22 protein-coding genes are annotated in these 25,206 nt (G+C 65.9%); 5 read left to right on the forward strand and 17 right to left on the reverse strand.

Annotated features, from left to right (window positions below; all coding sequences use genetic code 11):
* The first annotated feature begins 48 nt into the window (after positions 1-48).
* The 3 genes from ACZ50Q_RS04910 to ACZ50Q_RS04920 are packed head-to-tail and all read left to right on the forward strand — an operon-like array spanning position 49 to position 4,226.
* On the forward strand, positions 49-1,584 hold the full coding sequence (locus ACZ50Q_RS04910) for a UxaA family hydrolase (RefSeq protein WP_464080743.1): 1,536 nt from the start codon (positions 49-51) through the stop codon (positions 1,582-1,584).
* A 59-nt stretch (positions 1,585-1,643) separates the two neighbouring features.
* Positions 1,644-3,164, forward strand: coding sequence for a mannitol dehydrogenase family protein (locus tag ACZ50Q_RS04915; protein ID WP_464080744.1), 1,521 nt, complete (start codon positions 1,644-1,646; stop codon positions 3,162-3,164).
* A gap of 9 nt (positions 3,165-3,173) precedes the next feature.
* Entirely contained in the window at positions 3,174-4,226 is a 1,053-nt protein-coding gene (locus ACZ50Q_RS04920; protein ID WP_464080745.1) for an Ldh family oxidoreductase, read from the forward strand.
* 30 nt (positions 4,227-4,256) lie between these two features.
* On the opposite strand, the gene ACZ50Q_RS04925 is transcribed toward ACZ50Q_RS04920, so the two are convergent.
* From ACZ50Q_RS04925 to ACZ50Q_RS04970, 10 genes are all read right to left on the reverse strand, one after another.
* Positions 4,257-4,967 carry an ABC transporter ATP-binding protein gene (locus ACZ50Q_RS04925; RefSeq protein ID WP_464080746.1) on the reverse strand — a complete coding sequence of 237 codons (711 nt, stop codon included), beginning with the start codon at positions 4,965-4,967 and terminating at the stop codon, positions 4,257-4,259.
* Complete coding sequence (locus ACZ50Q_RS04930; RefSeq protein WP_092582797.1) at positions 4,964-5,731, reverse strand: ABC transporter ATP-binding protein; 768 nt, start codon at positions 5,729-5,731, stop codon at positions 4,964-4,966. Before ACZ50Q_RS04930 ends, ACZ50Q_RS04925 begins: the two co-directional genes overlap by 4 nt.
* Positions 5,728-6,711 carry a branched-chain amino acid ABC transporter permease gene (locus tag ACZ50Q_RS04935; RefSeq protein ID WP_464081951.1) on the reverse strand — a complete coding sequence of 328 codons (984 nt, stop codon included), beginning with the start codon at positions 6,709-6,711 and terminating at the stop codon, positions 5,728-5,730. Before ACZ50Q_RS04935 ends, ACZ50Q_RS04930 begins: the two co-directional genes overlap by 4 nt.
* Before the next feature lie 13 nt (positions 6,712-6,724).
* Entirely contained in the window at positions 6,725-7,645 is a 921-nt protein-coding gene (locus ACZ50Q_RS04940) for a branched-chain amino acid ABC transporter permease (protein WP_076516646.1), read from the reverse strand.
* Between the two features lie 40 nt (positions 7,646-7,685).
* Entirely contained in the window at positions 7,686-8,861 is a 1,176-nt protein-coding gene (locus tag ACZ50Q_RS04945; protein ID WP_464080747.1) for an ABC transporter substrate-binding protein, read from the reverse strand.
* 51 nt (positions 8,862-8,912) lie between these two features.
* Entirely contained in the window at positions 8,913-9,917 is a 1,005-nt protein-coding gene (locus tag ACZ50Q_RS04950; RefSeq protein ID WP_083714178.1) for an amidohydrolase family protein, read from the reverse strand.
* Between the two features lie 13 nt (positions 9,918-9,930).
* Positions 9,931-10,482: a 3-hydroxyanthranilate 3,4-dioxygenase gene (locus tag ACZ50Q_RS04955; RefSeq protein ID WP_464080748.1), complete on the reverse strand. Its 552-nt coding sequence runs from the start codon at positions 10,480-10,482 to the stop codon at positions 9,931-9,933.
* Positions 10,483-11,024: 542 nt separating this feature from the next.
* Positions 11,025-12,011, reverse strand: coding sequence for a LysR substrate-binding domain-containing protein (locus tag ACZ50Q_RS04960; RefSeq protein WP_464080749.1), 987 nt, complete (start codon positions 12,009-12,011; stop codon positions 11,025-11,027).
* A 103-nt stretch (positions 12,012-12,114) separates the two neighbouring features.
* Positions 12,115-12,558: a RidA family protein gene (locus ACZ50Q_RS04965; protein WP_464080750.1), complete on the reverse strand. Its 444-nt coding sequence runs from the start codon at positions 12,556-12,558 to the stop codon at positions 12,115-12,117.
* Positions 12,559-12,582: 24 nt separating this feature from the next.
* Positions 12,583-14,040: a 2-hydroxymuconic semialdehyde dehydrogenase gene (locus ACZ50Q_RS04970; RefSeq protein WP_464080751.1), complete on the reverse strand. Its 1,458-nt coding sequence runs from the start codon at positions 14,038-14,040 to the stop codon at positions 12,583-12,585.
* A gap of 141 nt (positions 14,041-14,181) precedes the next feature.
* On the opposite strand from ACZ50Q_RS04970, the gene ACZ50Q_RS04975 reads away from it, so the two are divergent.
* On the forward strand, positions 14,182-14,676 hold the full coding sequence (locus ACZ50Q_RS04975) for a MarR family winged helix-turn-helix transcriptional regulator (RefSeq protein ID WP_464080752.1): 495 nt from the start codon (positions 14,182-14,184) through the stop codon (positions 14,674-14,676).
* 21 nt (positions 14,677-14,697) lie between these two features.
* Here ACZ50Q_RS04975 and ACZ50Q_RS04980 read toward each other — a convergent pair whose 3' ends face one another.
* The 7 genes from ACZ50Q_RS04980 to ACZ50Q_RS05010 form a co-directional block, all read right to left on the reverse strand.
* Positions 14,698-15,699 carry a YihY/virulence factor BrkB family protein gene (locus tag ACZ50Q_RS04980; protein WP_092582787.1) on the reverse strand — a complete coding sequence of 334 codons (1,002 nt, stop codon included), beginning with the start codon at positions 15,697-15,699 and terminating at the stop codon, positions 14,698-14,700.
* A gap of 222 nt (positions 15,700-15,921) precedes the next feature.
* Complete coding sequence (gene groL / locus ACZ50Q_RS04985; protein ID WP_464080753.1) at positions 15,922-17,562, reverse strand: chaperonin GroEL; 1,641 nt, start codon at positions 17,560-17,562, stop codon at positions 15,922-15,924.
* Positions 17,563-17,599: 37 nt separating this feature from the next.
* Positions 17,600-17,887 (reverse strand): co-chaperone GroES, encoded by a 288-nt coding sequence (groES, locus tag ACZ50Q_RS04990; protein ID WP_006221616.1) that lies wholly within the window; start codon positions 17,885-17,887, stop codon positions 17,600-17,602.
* 192 nt (positions 17,888-18,079) lie between these two features.
* Positions 18,080-18,631, reverse strand: coding sequence for a cytochrome b (locus tag ACZ50Q_RS04995; protein WP_464080754.1), 552 nt, complete (start codon positions 18,629-18,631; stop codon positions 18,080-18,082).
* A gap of 25 nt (positions 18,632-18,656) precedes the next feature.
* A complete protein-coding gene (locus tag ACZ50Q_RS05000) occupies positions 18,657-19,634 on the reverse strand; it encodes a cation diffusion facilitator family transporter (protein ID WP_464080755.1) in 978 nt (325 codons plus the stop codon).
* A 251-nt stretch (positions 19,635-19,885) separates the two neighbouring features.
* Entirely contained in the window at positions 19,886-22,402 is a 2,517-nt protein-coding gene (locus ACZ50Q_RS05005; RefSeq protein ID WP_464080756.1) for a cation-translocating P-type ATPase, read from the reverse strand.
* A gap of 1 nt (position 22,403) precedes the next feature.
* Positions 22,404-22,691, reverse strand: a complete 288-nt coding sequence (locus ACZ50Q_RS05010) for a universal stress protein (RefSeq protein WP_464080757.1) — start codon at positions 22,689-22,691, stop codon at positions 22,404-22,406.
* 613 nt (positions 22,692-23,304) lie between these two features.
* Between ACZ50Q_RS05010 and poxB the strand changes: the two genes are divergently transcribed.
* Complete coding sequence (gene poxB, locus ACZ50Q_RS05015; RefSeq protein WP_464080758.1) at positions 23,305-25,032, forward strand: ubiquinone-dependent pyruvate dehydrogenase; 1,728 nt, start codon at positions 23,305-23,307, stop codon at positions 25,030-25,032.
* Positions 25,033-25,206: the final 174 nt, after the last annotated feature.

Below are 25,206 nucleotides of genomic sequence, written 5' to 3' on the forward strand. Positions count from 1 at the left end.
GACGGCTGATCGGCGGATTGCCCCCGCCCCTTGCTTTCCGGAGTTTTCATGTCGCAGACCGATACCGCAGTCATACGCATCCACCCGGCGGACAACGTGGTGATCGCACGGCGCCAGCTCGTCAGCGGCACGCGGCTGGAAGGCGAGGGGGTGACGGTCGTGGGGCTGGTGCCTCCCGGCCACAAAGTGGCGGTGCGCGCCATCGCGGCCGGCGAGCCGGTGCGCCGCTACAACCAGATCATCGGCGTGGCGCGGCAGGACATCGCGCCCGGCCAGCACGTCCACACGCAGAACCTGGAGTTCTCGGACTTCGAGCGCGATTACGCCGTCGGGCAGGACGCGCGTCCCACGGACTACGTGACCGCGCCGGCCCTGTTCGACGGCATCGTGCGCGCCGACGGCCGGGTCGCCACGCGCAACTACATCGGCATCCTGACCAGCGTGAACTGCTCGGCCACGGTGGCCCGCGCCATCGCCGACCACTTCCGGCGCGACATCCGGCCCGAGGCGCTGGCCTCCTGTCCGAACGTCGACGGCGTGGTGGCGCTGACGCACGGCGCCGGCTGCGCCACCGGCAGCGACGGCGAGCCGCTGCGCGTGCTGCGGCGCACGCTGGGCGGCTACGCGCGCCACCCCAACTTCGGCGGGCTGATGGTCGTGGGGCTGGGCTGCGAGACCAACCAGATCGGCGGCCTGATGGAGCAGGAGCACCTGCGCGAAAGCGGCATGCTGCACACCTTCAACATCCAGGACACCGGCGGCACGCGCAAGACGGTGGCGCGCGGCATCGAACTGGTGGAGCGCATGCTGGACCAGGCCAACCGCGTCGAGCGCCAGGCCGTGCCCGCCAGCCACCTGACGGTGGGCCTGCAGTGCGGCGGATCGGACGGCTATTCCGGCATCAGCGCCAATCCGGCGCTGGGCGCCGCGGTCGACCTGCTGGTGCGGCATGGCGGGACGGCCATCCTGTCCGAGACGCCCGAAATCTACGGCGGCGAACACCTGCTGACGCGCCGGGCCGAGACGCCCGCCGTGGCGGACAAGCTGCTGGCGCGCGTGCGCTGGTGGGAAGACTACTGCGCCCGCAACGACGCCGAGATGGACAACAATCCGTCGGCCGGCAACAAGGCGGGGGGGCTGACCACCATCCTGGAAAAATCGCTGGGCGCCATCGCCAAGAGCGGCACCACCAACCTGACCGACGTCTACGAATACGCCGAGCCGGTGCGCACGCGCGGACTGGTCTTCATGGACACGCCCGGCTACGACCCGGTATCGGCCACCGGGCAGGTGGCGGGGGGCGCGAACCTGATCTGCTTTACCACCGGACGCGGGTCCGCCTACGGCTGCGCGCCCGCGCCTTCGCTGAAGCTGTCCACCAACACCGCGTTGTGGCAGCGCCAGTCCGACGATATCGACATCAACTGCGGCGAGGTGGTCGACGGCGCGCAAAGCGTGGCGCAGATGGGCGAGCGCATTTTCCAGCTCATGCTGCAGACGGCCTCCGGCCGCCGCACGCGCAGCGAAGGACATGGCTACGGCCAGAACGAGTTCGTGCCATGGCAACTGGGCGCGGTGATGTAGCGGGACGGGACGGGCCGTGCTATACCCTGGCCTTGCCCCACTTCTCGCCCCGCTCATCCATGCTTGAACGTTTGAATACGGAGTCGTTGCCGCGTCTGCCCGCAGACGTCGAAAAGCCTGCCTACGACCGGAGCCGGCTCACGCCCGGCATCGTGCATCTGGGGCTGGGCGCCTTTCACCGGGCGCACCAGGCGGTCGTGACGGACCAGGCCATGCAGGCAACCGGTGATCTGAGCTGGGGCATCCTGGGCGTATCCTTGCGCCATCCCGGCACCCGCGATGCGCTGACGCCCCAGGACGGCCTGTATACGCTGGCCGTGCGCGACGCCGGACCGGACGGCCAGCACCACGAACAGTTGCGCGTCGTGGGCTCGGTCCTGCGCGTGATGGTGGCCGACGAGGACCCCAACGCGGTCCTGGAACGCATCGCTTACCCGCAGACCCGCATCGTCAGCCTGACCGTGACGGAAAAGGGCTACAGCCACGAACCCGCCACCGGCCACCTGCGCTGGGACGATCCCGATATCCTGCACGACCTGCAAGATCCCATCCGGCCGCGCAGCACGATCGGCATCCTGGTGTATGGCCTGGCGCTGCGCCGCGAACGCGACCTGCCGCCGGTCACGCTGCTGTCCTGCGACAACCTGCGCGGCAATGGCGACACCCTGCGCAGCCTGGTGCTGGCGTTCGCGCTTCGGGTGGACGTCACCCTGGCCGACTGGATCGACCGGCACTGCACGTTTCCGAATTCCATGGTCGACCGCATCGTGCCGGCCACCGAAGACCAGGACCGCCAGCGGATCGCCGGGCGGCTTGGCGTGGAGGACGCCTGGCCGGTGCTGGGCGAGCCCTATCTGAACTGGGTGATCGAAGACAAGTTCGCCGCCGGCCGCCCCGCCTGGGACGCGCAGGGCGGCGCGACCTTCGTGCGCAACGCGGCCCCCTATGAACGCCTGAAGCTGCGCATGGTGAGCGGGCCGCATTCGGCGTTGGCCTACCTGGGCACGGCGCTGGGCCTGCAGACCACGGCCGACGCCATCAATACGCCCGCCCTGCGCGCCTACCTCGACGCGATGATGCGCGAGGAGATTGCCCCGACCTTGCGCGGCATCCCCGAAGCGGGGCTGGTGGAATACCGCCTGCGGTTCCTCCAGCGGATCTCCAACCCGGCGCTGCCCCATCCGCTGCGGCAGATCGCGATCGATGGATCGCAGAAGCTGCCCCAGCGGCTGCTGGACACGATCCGCGACCGCCTGCGCGCCGGCCAGGGCATCGACCGCCTGTGCCTGGCGGTGGCGGCGTGGCTGAATTACCTGGGGGGCCAGGACGAGCAGGGCGGCGCGTATGCCATCCACGACCCGCTCGCGGCGCAGCTTGCCCGGCTGCTGTCGCGCGCCGACGTCGCCGCGCAGACGGCCAAGCCGTCGCAGGCAGCACAGCGGCGCGCGACGGTGCTGGCGCGCTGTAAGCCGGTGTTCGGCGACCTGGGCGATTCCGCCGAGTTCGTCGCCCGCCTCACCGTCCAACTGGAAGCGCTGCGCGAGCATGGCGCGCTCCATGCCGCGCAGGCGGTCACCTAGGAGCAGGACATGGACGCCGACAGCCGCGTGACCGCCGCCGATTGGGAACGCTGGGCCGAGGCGTGCCTGCTGGCCCAGGACTACCCCGCAGACGACGCGCGCTGCCTGGCGCAAAGCCTGGCGCAGACCAGCCTGTGGGGCATCGATTCGCACGGCATCGCGCGGCTGCCGCACTACCTGAACCGCGTGGCGCACGGCTCCATCCTGTCCCGGCCTGACATCCGGGTCGAGCGCACGGGGCCGGGCACTGCCCAGGTGCATGGCGGGCGGGGGCAGGGCATCGTGGTGGCCCACCGGGCCAATGCCCTGGCGATCGAACTGGCGCGCGATGCCGGCGTGGCGGCGGTTGGCGTCAGCGATTCCTCGCACTGCGGCGCGATCGGCCTGTATAGCCGCGCCGCTGCCCGGCAGGGCATGATCGGCATCGCGTTCACGCATTCGGACGCGATTGCCGCGCCATTTGGCGGCCACGAGCCGTTCTTCGGCACGAACCCGATTTCGCTGGCCTTCCCGCGCGCGCAGGCGGAACCGCTGTGCCTGGACATGGCCACCACCCCGATTCCCTGGAACCGCGTCATGAATGCCCGCCGCGACGGCGTGGCCCTGCCGCCGGGCGTCGCGCTGGACGCGCAGGGCCAGGACTGCACCGACGCGCGGGCGGCGCGGGCGTTGCGTCCGCTGGGCGGCGAAGAATACGGCTACAAGGGCTACGGCTTGGCGATGATGGTGGAACTGCTGTGCGGACCCCTCAACGGCAATCCGTTCGGCCCGCATATCTCGCCCATGTATGAAGCGCTGGACCGCCCGCGCGAACTGGGCGCGTTTTTCATCGTCATCGACCCGGCGCGATTCGCGGGCGGCGCGGCCTTGGCCGGCGTCGTGGCGGCGATGGCGATGGAGCTGTCACAGGCGCCGGGCGGGCCGCGCCTGCCGGGCGATCCCGAGGCCGCCGCGCAGGCCGAGCGTCGCCAGCAGGGACTGCCGGTGCCGCCGGGCCTGTGGGCCCAGATGCAGGACTGGAGCGGCCGGCTGGGCGTGGCGCTGCCGGCGCGCCAGCCCTAAGCGTGATCGCCCGCGGATCGCAGGTTCCGCCTACACCCCCAGGTACCGCAGCAGGCGGGCCTCGTCGTCCAGGAATTCCTTCGACGTGCCTGTCCACGCGACGCGCCCTTTTTCAACGATGGCGTGGCGGTCGGCGGTGGCCAGAAGCGGCTCCAGATTCTTGTCGATGCACAGCACCGCCAGCCCCGTCTGTTTCAGCGTATCCAGCGCCGCCCAGATCTCTTCGCGCACCACGGGCGCCAGGCCCTCGGTGGCTTCGTCCAGGATCAGGAGGCGCGGATTGGTCAGCAGCGCGCGGCCGATCGCCAGCATCTGCTGTTCGCCGCCGGACAGGTGGCTGCCAAGGTGCCGGGCGCGTTCGGACAGGCGGGGAAAGAGCGCGTAGACCCGTTCCAGCGTCCACGGGTGCGCCGCGCCTTGCCGGTTGTGCGCCGTGGCGACCAGGTTCTCGCGCACGGACAGGTTGGGAAAGACATGGCGGCCTTCGGGCACAAGGCCGATCCCGCGCTGCGCCACCTTGTAGGCGGGCAGCCGGCTGATGTCGTCGCCGTCGAACGAGATCGCGCCTTGCGAGGCGGGGTTCAATCCCATCACCGCCTTGACGGTGGTGGACTTGCCCATGCCGTTGCGTCCCAGCAGGGTGACAAACTCGCCCGGCCCGATGTCCAGGTCGATGCCGAAGAGGGCCTGGCTGGCGCCATAGTGCGCGGTGACGCCGCGCAGCGAGAGCAGGGTATTCATGCGCGGGCCTCCCGGGCGCGGCCGCGCTCGCTGCCCAGATAGCACTCGCGCACCTGCGGGTCGTCGCGGATCTGGTCCACGGTGCCGCAGGCGAGCGCGCGTCCATAGACGAGCACGGTGATGCGGTCCGACAGGGCGAACACCGCCTGCATGTCGTGCTCCACCAGCAGGATGGTGTAGCGGCCGCGCAGTTGCCGCAGCAGGCGGGTCATGGCGTCGGATTCGTGCTGGCTCATGCCCGCCATGGGCTCGTCCAGCAACAGCAGCGACGGCTCGCACGCCAGCACCATGGCCAGTTCAAGCTGGCGCAGCTCGCCGTGCGCCAGTTCGCTGGCGGGCGTGCGCTCGCGGGCCGACAGGCCGGCCAGCGCCAGCGCCTCGCGCGCGGGCTCGATCAGCGCCGGCGTCGACAGCACGGGGCGCCAGAACCGGAAGCTGTGGCCGCGGCGCGCCTGCACCGCCATCGCCACGTTCTCCAATGCCGTGAACGGTTTGAAGACAGAGGTGATCTGATAGGAGCGCGCCAGCCCGTGGCGCACGCGCTTTTCGACCGGCATGCGCGTGACGTCCTTGCCGTCCAGCAGCACACGCCCGGCGTCGGGCCGCAGTTCGCCGCTGAGCTGCCCGATGAGCGTGGTCTTGCCCGCGCCGTTGGGACCGATGACGGCATGCAGTTCCCCGCTGGCGACCTCCAGCGACAGCTTGTCGGTGACCGTCAGTCCGCCGTAGCGCTTTTCCAGGTTCTCGATGCGCAAGGCGCTCATTGCGGCTCTCCGGTGGGATGGCGGGCGGCTCTGCGCGCGAAGCGCCAGGGCGCGGCGGACAGGCTGCCGTACAGGCCGCGTCGCGAGGCCAGCACCACGCCGACGATCAGCAGGCCCATGACGAGCATCCAGTGCTCGGTCAGCAGCTTCAAGCCTTCCTCCAGCAACAGGAACGCCAGCGCGCCCGCCACGGGGCCGAACAGCGTGCCGATGCCGCCCAGCGCCACCATCACGATGAGTTCGCCCGACGTGGTCCAGGCCAGGTACGAGGGCGAGACGTACATGGTCAGGTTCGCCAGCAGCACGCCCGCCACGCCGCAGATCACGGCGGAAATCACGTAGGCGGCAAGCCGGTATCGCAGCGTCGGAAAGCCCAGCGCGCGCATGCGGCGCTCGTTGGCCTGGCAGCCGCGCAAGGCCATGCCGAAGGGCGCGTGGATCAGCCGGTGCATCAGCCACAGCGCCCCGATCAGCACCGCGAAGGCCGTCCAATACAGGGCAAGCGGCGTGTCCAGCCGGAACAGGCCGAAATCGCTGCCGGCAAAGAGCGACATGCCGTCGTCGCCGCCAAAGCCTTCCAGGCCCGTGGCCAGGAAATAGAACATCTGCGCGAAGGCGAGCGTGATCATGATGAACGCGATGCCCGTCGTGCGCATGACCACGTAGCCGCTCACGAGTCCGACGACCGCGCAGGCCCCGATGGCGGCGGCCAGGTGCAGCCAGCCGCTTTCGATGCCGTAGTGCGACAGCACGCCGACCGAGTAGGCGCCCAGGCCCAGGTACAGCGCGTGGCCGAAGCTCACCATGCCGCCGTAGCCCAGCAGCAGATTGAGCGCCAGCGCGGCGATGCCGTAGACCAGGACGCGGCCGAACAGCGCCAGCAGGAAGGGTTCGCCCTGCCAGTGCGCGTACGCGGGCACCAGCGCGAACAGGATCAGCAGCGCGGCGGCAGCCAGCGCGCGGGGAGAGAAGTTCAACATGCCGTCTGCGTCCTTATCCATGCCTGACGGGAAACAGGCCCTGCGGCCGCATCGCCAGCACGAGGGCCATGACGATATAGATCAGCATCGAGGCGATGGCCGGCCCCGCGGCGTTGGCGGCCGCGGGCGGCAGCGCGGCGCGCAGCAGCGTGGGCAGCAGCGCGCGTCCCAGCGTGTCGATCAGCCCCACCATCAACGCGGCGAGGAAGGCGCCGCGCACCGACCCGATGCCGCCGATCACGATGACCACCAGCGTCAGGATGAGGATGGGCTCGCCCATGCCCGTCTGCGCCGACAGGATGGGGCCGGCCATCAGCCCGGCCAGTCCGGCAAGCACCGCGCCCAGCACGAACAGCAGGGTGTTCAGGCGGGCGATGTTCACGCCCAGCGCGCCGACCATCATGCGGTCGGTGGATCCGGCGCGGATCAGCATGCCCAGCCGCGTGCGATGGATCAGCACGTAGCAGCCCGCCGCGACCGCGAGGCCGACCACGATGATGAGGAACCGGTAGAGCGGATACGTGACGCCCAGGATGTCGATGGTGCCGGACAGCCAGGACGGCAGTCCCATGCTGACCGGCGCCGGACCCCAGATGATGCGGGTGAGTTCGTTGAAGAACAGGATGAAGCCGAAGGTCGCCAGCACCTGGTCCAGGTGTTCGCGCGGATACAGGCGCGCCAGCGCGATCCGGTCCAGCAGCAGGCCCAGCGCGGCCATGCCGGCGACGACCGCGGCCGCGGCGAGCAGGAACGAACCGGTGTGCCGGAACACGGTGGCCGCGATGAAGGCGCCCATCATGTACAGCGACCCGTGCGCCAGGTTGATGAAATTCATGATGCCGAACACCAGCGTCAGGCCGGCGGCCAGCAGGAACAGCAGGATGCCGAGCTGCAGGCCGTTCAAAGCCTGCACCAGCAGCAGCGTCGTGGACATGGCTACACCCCCTTGCCGGCGGCCGTCAGGGCCGCCCGCTTCACTTCATGACGCACTGGGCGGCGTACTGGTCGGATACCTTGGACAGGTCGGGGAAGATGGGGCCCTTGTTCACGAAGGCCACCTTGCCGTCCGCGTTTTCGGCCACATCCGCCCGGAAGAAGCCGGCCACCGGAAAGTGATTGGGCTGATAGCGGAACTCGCCGCGCACGGATGGGAAGTCGGCGGCCTCCAGCGCCTTGCGCAAGGCGTCCTTGTCGTCGACCTTGCCGCCCGTCTTCTTGAGCGCCGACCCGATCAGCTGGGCCGCGTCAAAGGATTGCGCCGCGTAGCTGGACGGTTCGCGGCCGTACTTCTGGCGGAACGCCGCGGCAAACGCCTTGTTGGCGGCGTTGTCCAGGTCAGGCGAATACGGAACGTTGGTGACCGCGCCCAGCGCGTCCTTTTGCAGGGCGGGCAGGGTGGCGCCGTCGATGGTGTCCACCGACAGGAGCGGGATCTTGCCGAAGAGGCCCGCCTGGCGGTATTGCTTGATGAAGTTCACGCCCATGCCGCCCGGAAAGAACACGTAGGCGGCATCGGGCTTGGCGTCGGCCAGCGCGGCCAGCTCGACCGAGTAGTCGGGCTGGTTGACCTGGGTGAACACTTCGTTGGCCACGTCGCCCTTGAAGAAGCGTTTGAAGCCCGCCATGGCGTCCTTGCCGGCCTGGTAGTTGGGCGCCAGCAGGTAGACCTTCTTGAACCCCATCTGGTTGGCCATCTCGCCGCTGCCTTCGTGACGTTGGGTATTGTTCCAGGAGGTCGAGAAGAAGTAGGGCGAACAGTCCTTGCCGGCCAGGTTGGTCGGGCCCGCGTTGGAGCCCACCAGGAACACGCCGGCGCTGGTGACCGGCCGCACCACGGCCAACATCACGTTCGAATACACGACGCCGGTGATGATGGGCACCTTGTCGCTTTGCACCAGCTTGCGCGCGGCCTGCACGCCGATCTCGGGCTTGAACTGGTCGTCTTCCTTGATGACCTGCACAGGCACCCCGCCGAGCTTGCCGCCGCCCTGGTCGACGGCCAGCATGAAGCCGTCGAGCTGGTCCTGGCCCAGCACGGAGCCCGGACCGGTCAGCGTCGTCAGCAGGCCGATCTTGACGTCGGCCTGCGCGGCCGCGCCGATCGACAGTCCCAAGGCCGCGGCGGCGGCCAGCGTGTGGATGCGTTTCATGGTGATTCCCCTTGCTATGCCGTGTGTCACGGTCGTGGATGTGATGGGGCGCTATTGCGCCTGCAAGCCAAAGAACGTCATCGTGTTGCGGAACAGGATCTTCTGTTGCACGCCGGGCAGCAGATCGGCGTGCGCGACGAGCTTGCCGACCTCCTGTTCGCCCAATGGGTATGGGTAGTCCGAGCCCAGCAGCACGCGGTCCTCGCCCATGACGTCGATGAGCAGGCGCAGCGAGCGCGGGTCGAATACGGCGCTGTCGGTGTAGAAGCGGTCGGTGTAGGAAGAGGGCAGTTGCGGGCAGTCTTCGCGCACGATGTCGCGATGCCGCCAGGCATTGTCGACGCGCCCGAGCAGGTACGCGAAGCTGCCGCCGCCGTGCGCAAAGCACAGCTTGAGGCTGCGCGGAATGCGCTCGAACGCGCCGGACAGGATGAGGGACAGGATGCCGAGCTGCGTTTCGGCGGGCATGGCGACGAGCCACGGCAGCATCCATTTCTTCATGCGGCCGTCGGTCATCATGTCCCACGGATGCACGAGCACGGGGATGCCGTCGTTGGCGCAGTGGATGAGGAACTGCACCAGGGTTTCGTCGTCCAGGTCGCGCGGGCCGACGTGGTTGCCGATCTGCACGCCAAGGTGGCCGGCGGCGCGCGACCGGGATGCTTCGCGGCAGGCCAGGTCCAGGTCCTGCAGGGGGACCTGGGCAAGCGCCTTCAGGCGGGCCGGCGCGTGGGCGCAGTGTTCGAGCGCCAGGTCGTTCATGCGCGCGGCCCAGTCGGCCGCGGCCTGCGCGGGATAGGTGTAGCCGAACATGATGGGCGTGGCGCACAGGATCTGCACGTCGACGCCGTGCCGGTCCATCTGCGCCAGACGCAGCGCGGGGTCCCATAGCGTGGCGTCGACGGGGCGAAAGGGGCGCTCGCCCGCCATGATCTGACCGGTGGAGCCGTTGGCGTCGGGACGCAGCCAAGGCGCGTTGACGGGGTCCAGCGCGGCCGCTTCCTGCCGGGTGATCGGCGGGAAGAAGTGCGCGTGCATGTCGATTTTCTGGATCATGTCGGGATGAGGACTAGGCAGGGGTGGCCTGTGCGGAAGGGGCGTGGCCCTTGCCGGGATGGATGTCGCCGCAGGCGGGGCAGGTGCGTTTTTCGGGGCTGTCGTAGAAGGCCTGGAAGAGCGGGGGCAGGTCGGTGACGATGCTCTTGAGCTGGACTTCGACGCGATGCACGAGGTGGCCGCAGTGCGGGCAGTACCACTCGAAGCCATCGAGAAGGCCCGCCGGGCGCTGGCGTTCGATGACGAGACAGGCGCTGTCGGCTTCGGGACGTTGCGGCGAGTGGCGCACGTGCGGGGGGAGCAGGAAGATGTCGCCTTCCTTGAGGTCGACGCGTTCGGGCTTGCCGTCGATCCAGAGCGACAGCCAGGCGTTGCCGCGGACCTGATAGAAGAATTCCTCCAGCGGGTCGTCGTGGTAGTCGGTGCGATGGTTGGGACCGCCGACGACGGTGACGATGAAGTCGCTGTCCTGCCAGATCTGCTGGTTGCCGACGGGGGGCTTGAGCAGATGGGCGTGGTCGTGGATCCAGCGCTGGAAATTCAACGGCGGGCCGTAGGCGGGCATGAGGGTCTCTCCGTGGGTCTTTTGACTTGCGGGTGATGGTGAAGTCTAGGCGGGGGGATGGTGGGCTGCACAATAGAAATTGTGCGGTTGGATATGCGGGTTATCTATCGCGGGGTTTCCCGGGGGATTGATGGTTCTTAAGGCGTTCGGTTTCTTGGGGGGATTGCTGGTTCTTGAGACGCCCGGCGCGGCGGCGGCCTGGGGCGCGCGGGGCTACGATTGCGGTCCGGAGCCTTCGCTCCGGACTGCCCCTTCGTCAACCTCGTCCGCCTTCGGCTCCCTACGGTTTCCCTCGGGCGCATCTACACGCCCCGCGCACCCCAGGCCGCCGCCACGCCGGGCTCTGTGGCTTGAGCTTGGCGGTCGCTGGGGCGGGCCGGGTTCTTTAGGTTCTTTTCTGCGGCGGCGTGGATTTGGAACGTCTTGCGGGGCCCGCCCCACGGCGGCCGCGCGGGCGGCCTGGTGGGGCTTACGCGGTGTCTTGCGTTGGGGGGATGACGCTTCGCGTGGATTCTGCTTGTCTGCCTTTTCTGGTTTCGCGGTCAGCCACGGGGCGCGGGAGCGCTCGGCGGCGCCTCGCGTTGCGCCGTGATCTGCTTCAGGTAATCCACCAGCCGCTGGCATGCGGGCGTGAGCGGGCGGTCGGCGCGGATGGAGTAGCCGACGTCGCCGAAGGCGCCGAAGACGTCGGTGGGCAGGCGTGCCAGGATGCCCATCGACAGGAATTGCGCCGCGGCGTCGTAAGGGATGAGGGCTAGGGCGTCGCTGTGCATGAGTACGCCGATATTGGTCAGCAAAGACAGCGATTCGACGTGGCGGGCGGGCAGGCGCAGGCCGGCGTCGAAGAATGTGCGTTCTATCGAGGCGCGCAGCGGGGATGTGGGGGCGGGAAGGATCCAGATGTGGTCCATCAGGTCCGCGAGGTCGACGCGGGGAGCGGCCGCCATCGGGTGGCGCGCGCCGACGACGAGGCACAGGTCTTCGTGGTAGAGCTTGTGGTGGTCGACGGCGACGCCGGAGATGGAGGCCATGTCGGCGCCGGGCAGGCGGCCGACGACGATGTCGACGTCGCCAGTGGCGAGCGCCGGGAGCAGTTGCGCGGAGGGGCCTTCGCGCACGGTGACCTGGATGCCGGGATGCTCCGTCATGAGGCGGGCGATGGCTTCGGGCAAGAGCTTGGCGGAGGCCGCGATGAGGGTGCCGACGACGACGTGTCCGCTGGCGCCGCCCAGCACCGCGTCGATGTCGTCGGCCATGTAGCGGACTTCGGCCATCATGGCGTGGACGCGCCGGCCCAGGACGAGGGCGAGCTCGGTGGGCGTGACGCCGCGGTTGGAGCGTTCGAACAGCGTCGAGCCGAAGAAGGCTTCGAGGTCGTGGATGGCCTTGGTGACGGTGGGCTGAGTCAGGTGCAGTTCGCTGGCGGCGCGCGAGAGCGACCGGCGCGCCAGCACGCGTTCGAAGATCTGCAACTGGTGCAGCTTCAGTTTGTGGCTCAGCGCGTTGGGCGTAATGCGGAAGTTCGACATCCGTGCAGCCGCCCTGGCGCGTGGCCGCGGACGATCGTCCTGTTTCCTGGGTGAATCCGACATGCCGCCGCCCGTTCCGCGTTGCCCGGTGCGCTTGCGGCTGCTAGCGCACGGGCGGCTTGTAGGCGACCGCCTTGATTTCGATCAGCAATTGAGGGTGCGGCAACTGGTGCACCGCAACCGTGGTGCGCGCCGGGCCGTCGGCGTCGAAGAACTCGCCGTAGACCTGATTGTATCCACCGAAGTCGTTCATGTTGACCAGGAAAGTACTGATCTCGACGACGTCCGCGAGTGTGGCGCCGGCGGTGGCGAGGATGTCGCGGATGTTCTCGATCACGGCGCGGGTCTGCACACGGATGTCGAGCGTGGCGGTGCCCATGGCGTCGACTTGCGCGCCGGCAATGCGGTTGTCGGGCAGGCGCGAGCTGGTTCCGGAGACGAACAGGAAGTCGCCGGCGCGCTTGATGTGGGGATACTTGCCGCGGGGCGTGGCTTTGCCGGGTACGACGGTGGCGCTGGCGCTGGCGCTGGCGTTGGGCGGATTCATCGTGCGTTCCTTTGGGTGAGAGGGTCAGAGCTTGATGCAGACGTTGGTGGGCTCGGTGTAGAAGTGCAATGAGTGGCGGCCGCCTTCGCGGCCGATGCCCGAGAGGCCGCTGCCGCCGAAGGGCGTACGCAGGTCGCGCAGGAACCAGCAGTTCACCCAGGCAAGGCCAACCTGCATGGCCTGGGCCACACGGTGCCCGCGCGCGAGGTTCTGGGTCCAGACGGCGGCCGCCAGGCCGTAGCGCGTGTCGTTGGCAAGGCGTATGGCCTCTTCCTCGGTGTCGAAGGGCGCGATGTGGCACACGGGGCCGAACACTTCTTCCTTGATGCAGCGGGCGCTTTCCGGCAGGCCGGTCCAGATCGTGGGCTGCACATAGGCGCCTTCGTCGCGCGCATCGCCGAACAGGGGCACGCCGCCGCCGGCGACGACCGTGGCGCCTTCTTCACGCGCCAGCGCAAAGTACGAAAGAACCTTGTCGCGATGTTCGCGCGACACCAGCGGTCCCATTTCGGTGTCGGGATCCAGCGGCCAGCCGATGCGCATGTCGCGCGCCCGCGCCGCCAGGGCCGCGACGAAGCGGTCGTAGAGGGGGCGCTCGACGTAGACGCGCTCCGTGCACAGGCAGACCTGGCCGCAGTTGGCGAAGACCGATCGGGTGACGCCGTCCACGGCGGCGTCGAAGTCGGCGTCCGCGAAGACGATCGCCGCGTTCTTGCCGCCCAGTTCGAACGACACGGGCTTCACGCCGGGCGCCACGGCGCGCATGATGGCCGCGCCGGTGGCGGACTCGCCCGTGAAGGTGATGCCGTCGATGTCGGGGTGGGTGGTGATGAATTCGCCGGCCGAGTCGGGGCCGAAGCCGTGCGTGAGGTTGAGGACGCCCGCCGGCAGGCCGGCGTCGTGGGCGACTTCCGCCAGCAGTGTCGCGGTGGACGGCGTCACTTCGGACGGCTTCATGATGACGGTGTTGCCAAAGGCCAGCGCGGGCGCCACTTTCCAGGTCAGCAGCAGCAGGGGCAGGTTCCAGGGGGATATGACGCCCACCACGCCCAGGGGCTTGCGGTAGGCATAGTTCAGCGCCTGCCGGCCATCGGGCGTGTCGGTCATGTAGCTTTCCATGTCCAGGGTGCGCGCCAGCTCCGCGAAGGCGCGGAAATTGGCCGCGCCGCGCGGGATGTCGATCTTGCCGGCCCAGCCGACTGGTTTGCCGGTATCGCCGATCTCGGCCTGCAGGAAATCGTCGAAGCGGCGCTCGATGCCGTCCGCCAATGCCAGCAGATAGTCGGTGCGCGCCGCCACCGGCAGCGCCGCCCACGCGGGCAGCGCGCGCCGGGCGGCGGCCACGGCGCGCTCGACCTGGTCACGGCTGGCCTCGTGGACCTGCGCAATGCGCTGTCCGTCCACCGGACTGGCTTTGTCGAAGGTGGACCGGCCGTCTTCGAAGCGGCCATCCAGGTAGTTGCGCAATTGGCGTATCGGCATCGGCGTGTTCTCCGGGTGGATGCAGATAAATACGTATACGTACTATATTGACGGATAGTAGGCAGCCTGCCGCGCCAAGTCAATGCACTTTTTCGAGCACGGCTGCGCCTACAATCGCCAGGCCAATTCCATGGACGTCCGATGACCGCCGCTTCCCGTTCCGCCCGCCCGGCCTCTGCCCGGGCTTTGCAGGAGTTCGACCTGACGCAGGTGGCCTCGCACCTGCTGCGCCGCGCCCACTTCCGGGCCGAAGCGCTGTTCGCGCAGGCATTTCCGGACGAGGACCTGACGCCACGCCAGAAGGCCCTGCTGGTCACCGTCTACCAGAATCCTGGCGCCACGCAGAACCGTATCGCCGAGCTGATCGCGCTGGACCGCAATTCGTTCGCCGAGATGATCGCGCGCATGACGAAGAAGGGCTACGTGCGTCGCACGCGTTCGGCGGAAGACGGGCGCGCCTATGCGCTGGAAATCAGCCCGCAGGGTGAGGCGCTGCTGGCGCGCATCCTGCCGCGCGATGCCGAGGTCGAGGCGCAGGTGCTCGCGCCGATTCCCGAGGAACTGCGGCCCGTCTTCCTGCGGTGCCTGCGCCTGATGGCGGGGTTGGAGACGCCAGAGCCCCCGGAGACGCGCTGAGGCCGCGCGCCGCGGGCCGCGTCAGGAGTCAGTCTTGGGGGCGGCGTGCGCCGGCTCGGCGGGGGAAGGCGTTGGCGCAGGCGTTGTTGCGGGCGGTGGCGTCTGCGCAGTCGGGGGCGTCTGCGGGGCGGGCGGCTCCTCCCGTGGGACCTTGCCGAATCGCAGCGCGTACTGCCGGGTGAAGACCGCACCGAAAAAGAAGATCTGCGCGGAATACCAGATCCAAAGCAGCAGTGCGATCAGGGAGCCGGCCGCGCCATACGCCGACACGGCGGCGCCGCGCCCCAAGTACAGGCCAATGCCCCACTTGCCCAGCAGAAACAGGGCGGCCGTGACAATCGCGCCAGGAATGACGTCCTGCCACGATATCTTCGCGCTGGGCAGCAGTTTGAACACCACCGCGAACAACGCCGCCACAACCGAAAAAGAAAACAGGTTGGAGATCCACTCCGCGACAACCGCGAAGGTGGAATTGGCCCACAGTTCGCCGTAGATGCCGCGCGCGGCGGCCAGCGCGGCATTCACGGTCAGCGACACCAGCAGGAACAGCGCCAGGACCAGCACCAATCCGAATGACAAGAGGCGGCTGCGCACCATTCCGTGCAGGCCGCCTTTCTGGTTGGCGGTCACGTCCCACAATTCGTCCAGGCTTGCCTTCAGTTCGGCGAAGGCCGTGGTCGCGCTGAAGATCAGCACGCAGATCGAGACAAGCGCCGCGATCCAGCCGCTGCCCGACTCGTGGGCGCTGGCCAGCACGGTCTGGATCACCTCAGCGCCCCGGTCGCCGATCAGGTCGCGAAGCTGCGCGAACAATTCCGAGCGCACCGCCTCCTCGCCAAAGAACGCACCGGCCACCGCGATCACCAGCAGCAGCATCGGCGCCAGCGAAAACACCATGTACAGCGCCAGGGCGGCGCCCTTGCTGGACGCGCGATGGCTGGACCACTGCCGCGCGGAGTCCATCAGCAGTCCGCCGATCTGGGAAGGTCGCAGGACACGCAGCAGGTTCTTGGGCAGGCGCATGGGAAAAGGACTCGGAATCGGAGCCTTCATTGTAGGGACGCATGCAGGCCCCAGATACCGGCAGATTGTTGGCAAACGTTTGCCAGCGCCGGGATTTCGCCGCCCTTGAAACAACACGCAAAGAAATCCAGGGCGAAAAAAACCCCCGGGGCGAAGGACCGGGGGTTTCGGATACTGCATTCCCCGGCCGAAGCCGGGGAGGCCGTGCAAGGGAAGCGGGACTTAGAAGTCCATGCCGCCCATGCCGCCCATGCCGCCGGGCATGGCCGGGGCAGCGGGCTTGTCTTCAGCCAGTTCAACCACGGCGGCTTCGGCCGTCAGCAGCAGGCTGGCGACGGAGGCAGCGTTTTGCAGGGCGGTGCGGGTCACCTTGGTGGGATCCAGCACGCCTTGCTCGACCAGGTCGGTGTACTCGCCGGTCGCGGCGTTGTAGCCGAAGTTGCCCTTGCCGTTCAGCACGTTGCTGACCACGACGCTGGCTTCTTCGCCGGCGTTCGTGACGATGGTGCGCAGGGGCTCTTCCACAGCGCGCAGGATCAGCTTGATGCCGGCGTTCTGGTCAGGCGTGTCGCCCTTCAGGTCAGCGATGGCTTGCTTGGCGCGCAGCAGTGCAACGCCGCCGCCAGCCACAACGCCTTCTTCCACTGCAGCGCGGGTGGCGTGCAGGGCGTCTTCGACGCGAGCCTTCTTTTCCTTCATTTCGACTTCGGTGGCAGCGCCAACGCGAATCACGGCAACGCCGCCGGCCAGCTTGGCCACGCGCTCTTGCAGCTTTTCACGGTCGTAGTCGGACGTGGCTTCTTCGATCTGCACGCGCACTTGCTTGACGCGGGCTTCGATGGACTTGCTGTCGCCAGCGCCGTCGATGATCGTGGTGTTTTCCTTGCCCACTTCGATGCGCTTGGCTTGGCCCAGTTCAGCCAGGCCGGCCTTTTCCAGCGACATGCCGGTTTCTTCGGAGATCACCGTGCCGCCCGTCAGGATGGCGATGTCTTCCAGCATGGCCTTGCGGCGGTCGCCGAAGCCAGGCGCCTTGACGGCGGTGGTCTTCAGGATGCCACGGATGTTGTTCACAACCAGGGTGGCCAGGGCTTCGCCTTCGACGTCTTCCGCGATGATCAGCAGGGGACGGCTCGACTTGGCGACTTGTTCCAGTACCGGCAGCAGGTCACGGATGTTGCTGATCTTCTTGTCGAAAATCAGGACAAACGGATCTTCCAGGACGGCGACTTGCTTGTCCGGGTTGTTGATGAAGTAGGGCGACAGGTAGCCGCGGTCGAATTGCATGCCTTCGACGACGTCCAGCTCGTTATCCAGCGACTTGCCGTCTTCGACGGTGATGACGCCTTCCTTGCCAACCTTGTCCATCGCGTCAGCGATGATCTGGCCGATGGAGGAATCGCTGTTGGCGGAGATGGAACCGACCTGGGCGATTTCCTTGCTGGTCGTGACCGGCTTGGATTGCTTTTGCAGTTCGGCGACGGCAGCGGCGACAGCCTTGTCGATGCCGCGCTTCAGGTCGATCGGGTTGAAACCGGCGGCAACGTACTTCAGGCCTTCCTGAACGATGGCCTGGGCCAGCACGGTGGCGGTCGTGGTGCCGTCACCGGCGTTGTCGGAGGTCTTGGAAGCGACGTCCTTGACGAGCTGGGCGCCGATGTTCTCGAACTTGTCCTTCAGTTCGATTTCCTTGGCGACGGACACGCCGTCCTTGGTCACGGTCGGGGCGCCGAACGAGCGCTCCAGCACGACGTTGCGACCCTTGGGGCCCAGGGTGGTCTTGACAGCATTGGCGAGGACATTCACGCCACGGACGATGCGCACGCGGGCGTCATCACCGAACAATACTTGCTTGGCAGCCATTTCTTAGCTTCCTTCGAAAATTCGTTTGAGGCGGGGTTTACTGGACCACGGCGAGGATTTCGTCCTCGCGGATGACGAGCAGTTCTTCGCCATCAACCTTCACGGACTGGCCGGCGTACTTGCCGAACAGAACCTTGTCACCAGCCTTCAGGTCAACCGGCAGGATCTTGCCGTCTTCGGTCTTCTTGCCGGGGCCGACGGCCACGACTTCACCCTGGTCGGGCTTTTCAGCGGCGCTGTCCGGGATCACGATGCCCGAGGCAGTCTTGCGCTCGTTTTCGAGGCGTTTGACGATCACGCGATCGCCCAGGGGACGCAAGGCCATGAGGAACTCCTGTTAACTAAAAAGTAAGTGAATGATCGGTTAGCCCCGGGAGGGCTGTTAGCACTCACCGGTGTCGAGTGCTAATTATAGGGATGATGTTCTGAGGTTCAAGGGGGGGGCGGGGCGCTGTTACATCTTTGGGGTCGGCGGCCAATTTGTCGATCGATGCTCAAAATTGCACGAAGAAAAACGTCAGCGCCGTCCAGGCAGCATGCGCACGAGCGTATTGTCGCGAAGGATATAGTGATGCAACAGCGCTGCGGCGGCATGCAGGCCCACAAGGAAATAGCCAACCGTAGCCAAGGTTTCGTGCAGTTCCTTTACTTGGTCGGCCAAAGCCTTGTCGGCACCCACCAAGGGAGGAACGCTCAGGCCAAACAGCGGAATCGGCTTTCCTGCGGCGCTGAGCGTCAGCCATCCCAGAATCGGAGTGGCGATCATGAACGCATACAGCGCGTAATGCATCAATCGTGCGAGAACGTCTTGCCATCTTGGCATCGTCGGACGGACATTGGGCGCGGTGCCCGCCGCCAGTCGGAAGGCCAGTCGAAGGGCGACCAGCCCGATCACACATAGCCCAAGCGAAAAATGCAAGGCCTTGACGTTGTTGTATAGATCGCTGCCTTTCGTGGCCAGCCCGCGTAATTCCATACAGGCGTACACCAACGCCAGAACCAGAAGCATTAGCCAGTGCATTGCGATGACAAGGCTTCCATACTGCTTTTCGGAGTTCTTGAATGCCATGGTTTTTCCCTTTTTTCTAAGCCCGCTACGGACGGCTGGGATCGATGCTCGGCCGACTCGAAGAGTACTGCGTTGACGCGCACGGAGGTCTCCAGGGATCAACATGGGTCATGAGATTCAATACACGATGCCGTAGCATCACGCGGTGGCGTGCCTCCACCGCGATCCTGTGGCCCTCATCGACAGTCAGCGTGGCGTCGACTTCCAGGTGTGCGTCGGCCACGATCATATCCCCCATTTTTCGGGTGCGCAGGTCATGCACGCCTTGGACACCTGACGTTTCCTGCAAGGTGCGCCGAATCGATGCGGCTTCGTCCTCGTCGATCGCCCGGTCCATCAGGTCATGCAGGGCATCCCAAGCAAAACTCCAGCCCATTTTGGCCACCATGAATCCGACAATTGCCGCCGCGACGGGGTCCAGAATCGGGTAACCGAGCAGGTTGCCGATGATGCCGATACCCACCACGAGGGACGACGCGGCGTCGGAGCGCGCATGCCAGGCATTGGCCACCAACATACTGGACTTCACGCGCTTGGCTACGGCCAGCATGTATCGGAACAAGACCTCCTTGGTCACCAGGGCGCCACACGCCACCCAGAGCGCCACGACGTGGACTTGCTGAATCGCGTCGGGCCGTTCCAGCTTGCTTATTGCCGACCACAGCATGCCCCCGCCGACAAGCAGCAACAATATGCCCAGCGCCAGGGACGCCGCTGTCTCGTAGCGAAAATGACCGTAGTGATGGTCAGCGTCGGCTTCTTTCTGGCTATGCCGGTTGGCCACCAGCACGATAAAGTCGGCTATCAGATCAGAAGAAGAATGAATGCCGTCGGCGATCAGCCCTTGAGATTTCGAGAGAATGCCGACGATGATCTGAGTGGTGGCAAGTACCACATTGGCCCCTACGCTTACCCATGTGCTTCGGGAAGCGGCAGCGGCACGTTCCGCCGGGCTGTGTGCACTGTCCTCCGGATCGTCCGGCGGAGGCTGAAAGGCTGTCATGGTCAATGCTCCCGTTCTCGCGATTTCGCCTTGCGGCATTTGGGTCCGAAGCATAAGCACTGAAACCTGAACCGATGATGAACGTGGACCCAACTTAAGCGGAATTTTGCGTGCGGATATCCGTCAAGTGCCGTGCGCTGCCTCAATTTGTTCACCAAATAATTCTGTTATTTTCGAGTGCACAAGCCCGCTCACATCGGGCCATGGCATCCGGGTGAGGAGCCGGCACGACAGACTCACCCTAACTTGACTCACCCTAACTTGCGCCCTAGCGCCCACTTCACTCCCTCAAACCACATCAAACCCAGAACGGCTAGGCCCACTGCCGACAGGAGCATCCACGGCGTGGGCTGCTCAAACGCAAACAAACGACTCACGGGGGATATGCCGAGCACGCAGGATAAGAGCAGCACGGTGGCTGCGCTTATCCAGGCGAAGTAGCGGTTGCGGGTTTCTCCCCCACGCCAGGATGGACGCGTCCAGTTGCGGTTGGCGTAGATGAGCCCCAGGTTGGCGAGCACCAACACCGCGAACACCATGGCGCGGGCCATGTCGTCGGATTTTGCCACCCACCGCGTCCCTGAATACACGCCCAACAGTATCGCCAGCAGGCCGCCGCCTTGCCACAAGCCACGGGTCAGTATGGTCCGGTCAAATAGATGGGCGTCTGCGCGACGGGGTGGCTCGGTCATGGCCTCCGCCTCCAGTGGCTCGGCTTCAAACACAACCGAGCAGGCCGGATCGATGATGAGCTGCAGAAAGACAATGTGCACCGGCATGAGTAGCATGGGCCAGCCTAGCAGCACCGGCACCAGCGACAGGCCGACGATGGGCACGTGCACGCCCACCGCGAACACAATGGCCTTGCGCAGGTTGGCAAATACGCGACGCCCATAGCGCACTGCGGTCACGATAGACGCAAAGTTGTCGTTCAGTAGCACCAGATCAGCTGCCTGGCGAGCCACTTCGGTGCCGCGCGCGCCCATGGCTACGCCGATGTGGGCAGCTTTGAGGGCGGGCGCGTCGTTCACGCCATCGCCGGTCATGGCGACGATGTCCCCGCGCGCGCGAAAAGCTTGCACCAGCCGCAGCTTCTGCGCGGGTTGCACGCGGCAGAACACCTGGGTGGTGGCCAGGCGGTCCAATAGGGCAGCGTCGCTGAGGTCTGCGAGTTCTTGTCCGGTCATCGGCGGGACATTAGTGGCCAGACCGGCTTGGCGGGCGATGGCTACAGCGGTCGCAGGGTGGTCGCCGGTCATCATCACCACTCGGATACCGGCAGCCTGGCAGGAGGTTATGGCCTGGGGTACATCGGGACGCAACGGATCTTCCAGTCCCACCAGGCCAAGAAAGACGAAGTCAAAATCGTGTTGATTGCCCGGCAGCGGCGAGGCGGAAAACACGGCGCTGGCGACGCCTAACACGCGCATACCTTTGGCCGCCATGGCCGCCACCTGCTGAGCTATGTGTGTGCGCTCGGCGCTGGGCAGATGGCATAGGTCGACTACGGCTTCTGGCGCGCCCTTGGCGGCGATCACGTAGTCTTTCAGATCGGGAGACTGCCAGACGCGGGACATGGCAAGCAGATCGGGGGACAAGGGGTAGTCTTCTACCAGGCTCCAGTCGACGTGCAAGTGCTCGGTGTGGGCTAGTAGCTGTGCGCCTGCGCCCACAATGGCAGTCTCCATCGGATCATAGGCGCGGCGGTGGCTGGCCAGAACGGCGTATTCCAACACGCTATGCAGCGCCTCGGGCAGAGGCGCTGCACCGTCTTGTAGGCTGTCGTATATCGCGCTGCCTGACTGGAGCTGCCGAACCGCCATGCGATTGGCCGTGAGGGTTCCGGTTTTGTCGACGCACAGTACAGTGGTGGCTCCCAGCAGCTCTACGGCGGGGATGCTGCGTGCCAAGACCTTCTGGCGCGACAAACGCCATGCCCCCAGGCTGAGAAACAGAGTCAGAATGACCAACAACTCTTCCGGCAGGATGGCCATGGCCAGGGTTAAGCCCGCCAGCAGCCCGCCCAACCAGTCGCCGCGCAGTAGCCCATAGGCCAGGGCCAGCGAGACCGCCAGTGCGAGCCCAGCCACGGTTACGGTTTTGACAACGCCTTTCGTTTCGCGCTGGATAGGCGTGATTTCACTGGCGATGCTCTGTAGCGACCGGCCTATGCGGCCCAGGGCGCTACGCTCACCTGTGGCCACTACACGGCCCTGCCCGCTGCCCTGAGTGACAAGGGTGCCAGAGTAGGCTGGAGCGGCGACTTCAGCACTGGCCTGCTTCTGCACCGGCACCGATTCGCCAGTGAGCAGAGATTCGTCTATAGCCAAGTTTGTGGTACGGGTGAGTTCCAGGTCGGCGGGCACGCGGTCACCTTCGGCCAGCAGCACAGTGTCGCCACACACGAGTTCATTGGCGGGGATCTTTTGAGTCTGGCCGCCCCGCAGGACCAGAGCCAGCGGGCTGGATAGGTCGCGCAGAGCTTCCAGTGAGCGCTCGGTGCGATGCTGCTGAACAAAGGTAATGCCCATCACCACGAACACAAACCCGAGCAGCATTAACGCCTCTTGGCGGTTGCCCAGCACCAGGTAGAGCGCGCCACAGGCGACCAGCAGCAAAAACATGGGTTCGACCGCCACATCTCGCACCAACCGCAGTGCGCTGCGCCGCTGGGACGCTGGGAGCGCATTGGGGCCGTCCTGCGCTAAGCGCTGCTGCGCCTGCTCAGGACTCAAGCCTTCGGGGGGGGCTATGCCGGGAGGGCTCACTTTACTGGCCCGGTTGGCTGCTGGGCCACGGCGGCAAGCGTTGCGCGGTTGAGTCGACCAGTAAGTCGGCTATGGCCCCTTGGTCTTTGGAACCCAGTATCACAAGATCGGATTTTCCTTTCTTCGCACAGTCCCTAACTGCTTTGGCTACATGGCCAGTTCGCTCCCCCATGTCATGTCTGATCTTTGTTGCGTCGAGCACCGTGCGGGCTGGCTTGCATTCCCTTTCACTGTTCGTAACGGCATGTTGAGCAAACTTTGCGCCGTCCTCGGCAACGAGAATTTTCATCAGAGGCTCCTGTGACGAATGTTGGAGTTCTCTCAGCTTGGCGCATTTACGCTATGCAATATTGATGCGGGTCAAGCATGGAAGCATTGCCGTCTTCGACAGATGGGCAGAAACTGGGCACGGTTTCCGCGCGTCAGCGCCCACAGAGACTGTAGAGGACGGAGTCGAGCGAGCTTGTGGTGCAGCGATGGGCGCGAACGATGGTACGCCGGTACAGGCAACTTTCGAGACCGAATGCTGCATTAACCAAATCGTCGAATTCTTGCCGCTCGACGAAATGATGTCATGCAAACGAGCTTGCGCTCTTGGCCGAATTTCGCCAGTGGTGCGATCGAATGGTTGAATGCAAAGCCGATAGTAGTCGATGGCCAGTCGCTTGGCTTATTGCTGACCGAATGGTCTTTGATCAGGGAGGGGGCGCTTTGGATGTGACGAAACATCGGGTGTATTACACCGTGCCACGCACCGCTTCCTTTCGGGCGGGCGCCACGGCGAGGGGTGTGGGCATGGCACCGGGTGCGGTGCTACGATTTCCGCACATGTGTCAACTTCCGGCGCTGGGGTCAAACCGTAGCGATAGGTGTCCCGGCGGCGTTCCTTCAAGGAGCATTCCATGGCCGCAACCGTCGCAGATTATCTTGTTAAGGTGCTTGCCGAAGTTGGGGTTCGCCGCATCTGGGGCGTGACGGGCGACAGTCTCAATGGACTGAACGACAGCCTTCGAAGGATGGACCAGATCGCGTGGATGCACACCCGCCACGAAGAGACCGCGGCTTTCGCCGCCGGCGCCGAGGCCGCGATTACGGGCACGCTGGCGGTATGCGCAGGCAGTTGCGGTCCCGGCAATCTGCACCTGATCAACGGCCTGTTCGACTGCCAACGCAGCCGCGTCCCGGTGCTGGCCATCGCCGCCCACATTCCGTCGTCTGAAATCGGGCTGGGGTACTTCCAGGAAACCCATCCCCAGGACTTGTTCAAGGAATGCTCGGAATTTGTCGAACTCGTCACCAATCCTGCGCAACTTCCTGGGGTGCTGGCCCGCGCCATCAACACGGCGATCGGCAAACAGGGGGTGGCGGTCCTGGTGATACCCGGCGACGTGGCGCTCGCCGCCGCGCCTTCGGACGTGCCGGCGTCGTGGCCTATGCCACCCGCGCGCCCGCACATCCGCCCGGACGCAACGGCGGTGCAGGAACTGGTCCAACTGTTGAACGGGGCAGGGAAGGTGTCGATACTGGCCGGCAGCGGCTGCGCCGGCAGCCACGACGCGGTCGTCGCGCTGGCTCAGCGCCTCAAGGCGCCCGTCGTCCATGCCCTGCGCGGCAAAGAGCATGTCGAGTGGAACAACCCCTACGATGTCGGCATGACGGGCTTCATCGGCTTTTCGTCCGGCTACCATGCGATGGAAAACGCCGACCTCCTGCTGATGCTGGGCACAGACTTTCCCTATCGCCCGTTCTATCCCAAACACGCAAAGATCGTGCAGGTCGATCGCGATCCAAGCGCTCTTGGTCGGCGTGCGCCGCTGACGTTGGGCATTGCCGCCGACGTGGACGAGACCGTCGCCGCGCTGCTGGAGCAGCTTGACGAGCGCCAAGACGGCGCCTTCCTCGACGCCGCGCTTCGGCATTACCGGGATTCCCGCAAAGAACTCGACAACCTTGCCGCACCGGCGCCGGCAGGCCGCCCTCTGCATCCCCAGTATCTGGCCCGCCGCATCAACGAACTGGCCGATGACGACGCCATCTTCGCCGTGGACGTCGGCTCGCCAACCGTGTGGGCGGCCCGATACCTCACCATGAATGGCAAGCGCCGATTGCTGGGTTCCTTCAACCACGGCTCGATGGCCAACGCGATGCTCCAGGCGCTTGGCGCGCAGGCAGCGGCGCCTGGCCGGCAGGTAATTTCCATGTCCGGCGACGGCGGATTCACGATGATGATGGGAGACTTCCTGTCCCTGTCCCAGTTGCAGCTTCCCGTAAAGATCGTCGTCTTCAACAACGGCGCTCTCGGCTTTGTTTCCATGGAAATGAAAGCCGCGGGGTTTCTGGATACGGGAACCGACCTGTCAAATCCCGATTTCGCCGCCATGGCCGAAGCAGTCGGCGTACGAGGCATCCGAGTCGAATCGTCCGAATTCCTTGATGCCGCGCTGCAGGAGGCGCTTGCTCACCCCGGCCCGGTGCTGGTCGACGTGCTGACCTCGGCGCAAGAGCTGATCGTTCCCCCCAAGATCAAGCTTGAACAGGCCAAGGGGTTTGGCTTGTACATGCTGAAGGCCATCATGAACGGCAGGGGTGACGAGGTGATTGAGTTGGCCAGGACGAATCTGGGGCGTTGAGGGGCGTCTTTATGCTTGGATTTTTGTGAAGGCACGAATACACGCGCAAGCTCATCGCCGCGGTGCCTCGGCCGGATCCCGCTCGGAGGCGCTTGAGAAAGACGCCTGAATAGATCTGGCGTGGTTCATGCGGGCGCGTGGCCGACGGCGGTTACGCTGACCGGATCGACTGCC

The sequence above is a fragment of the Achromobacter sp. T5-5 genome, from assembly GCF_055397965.1.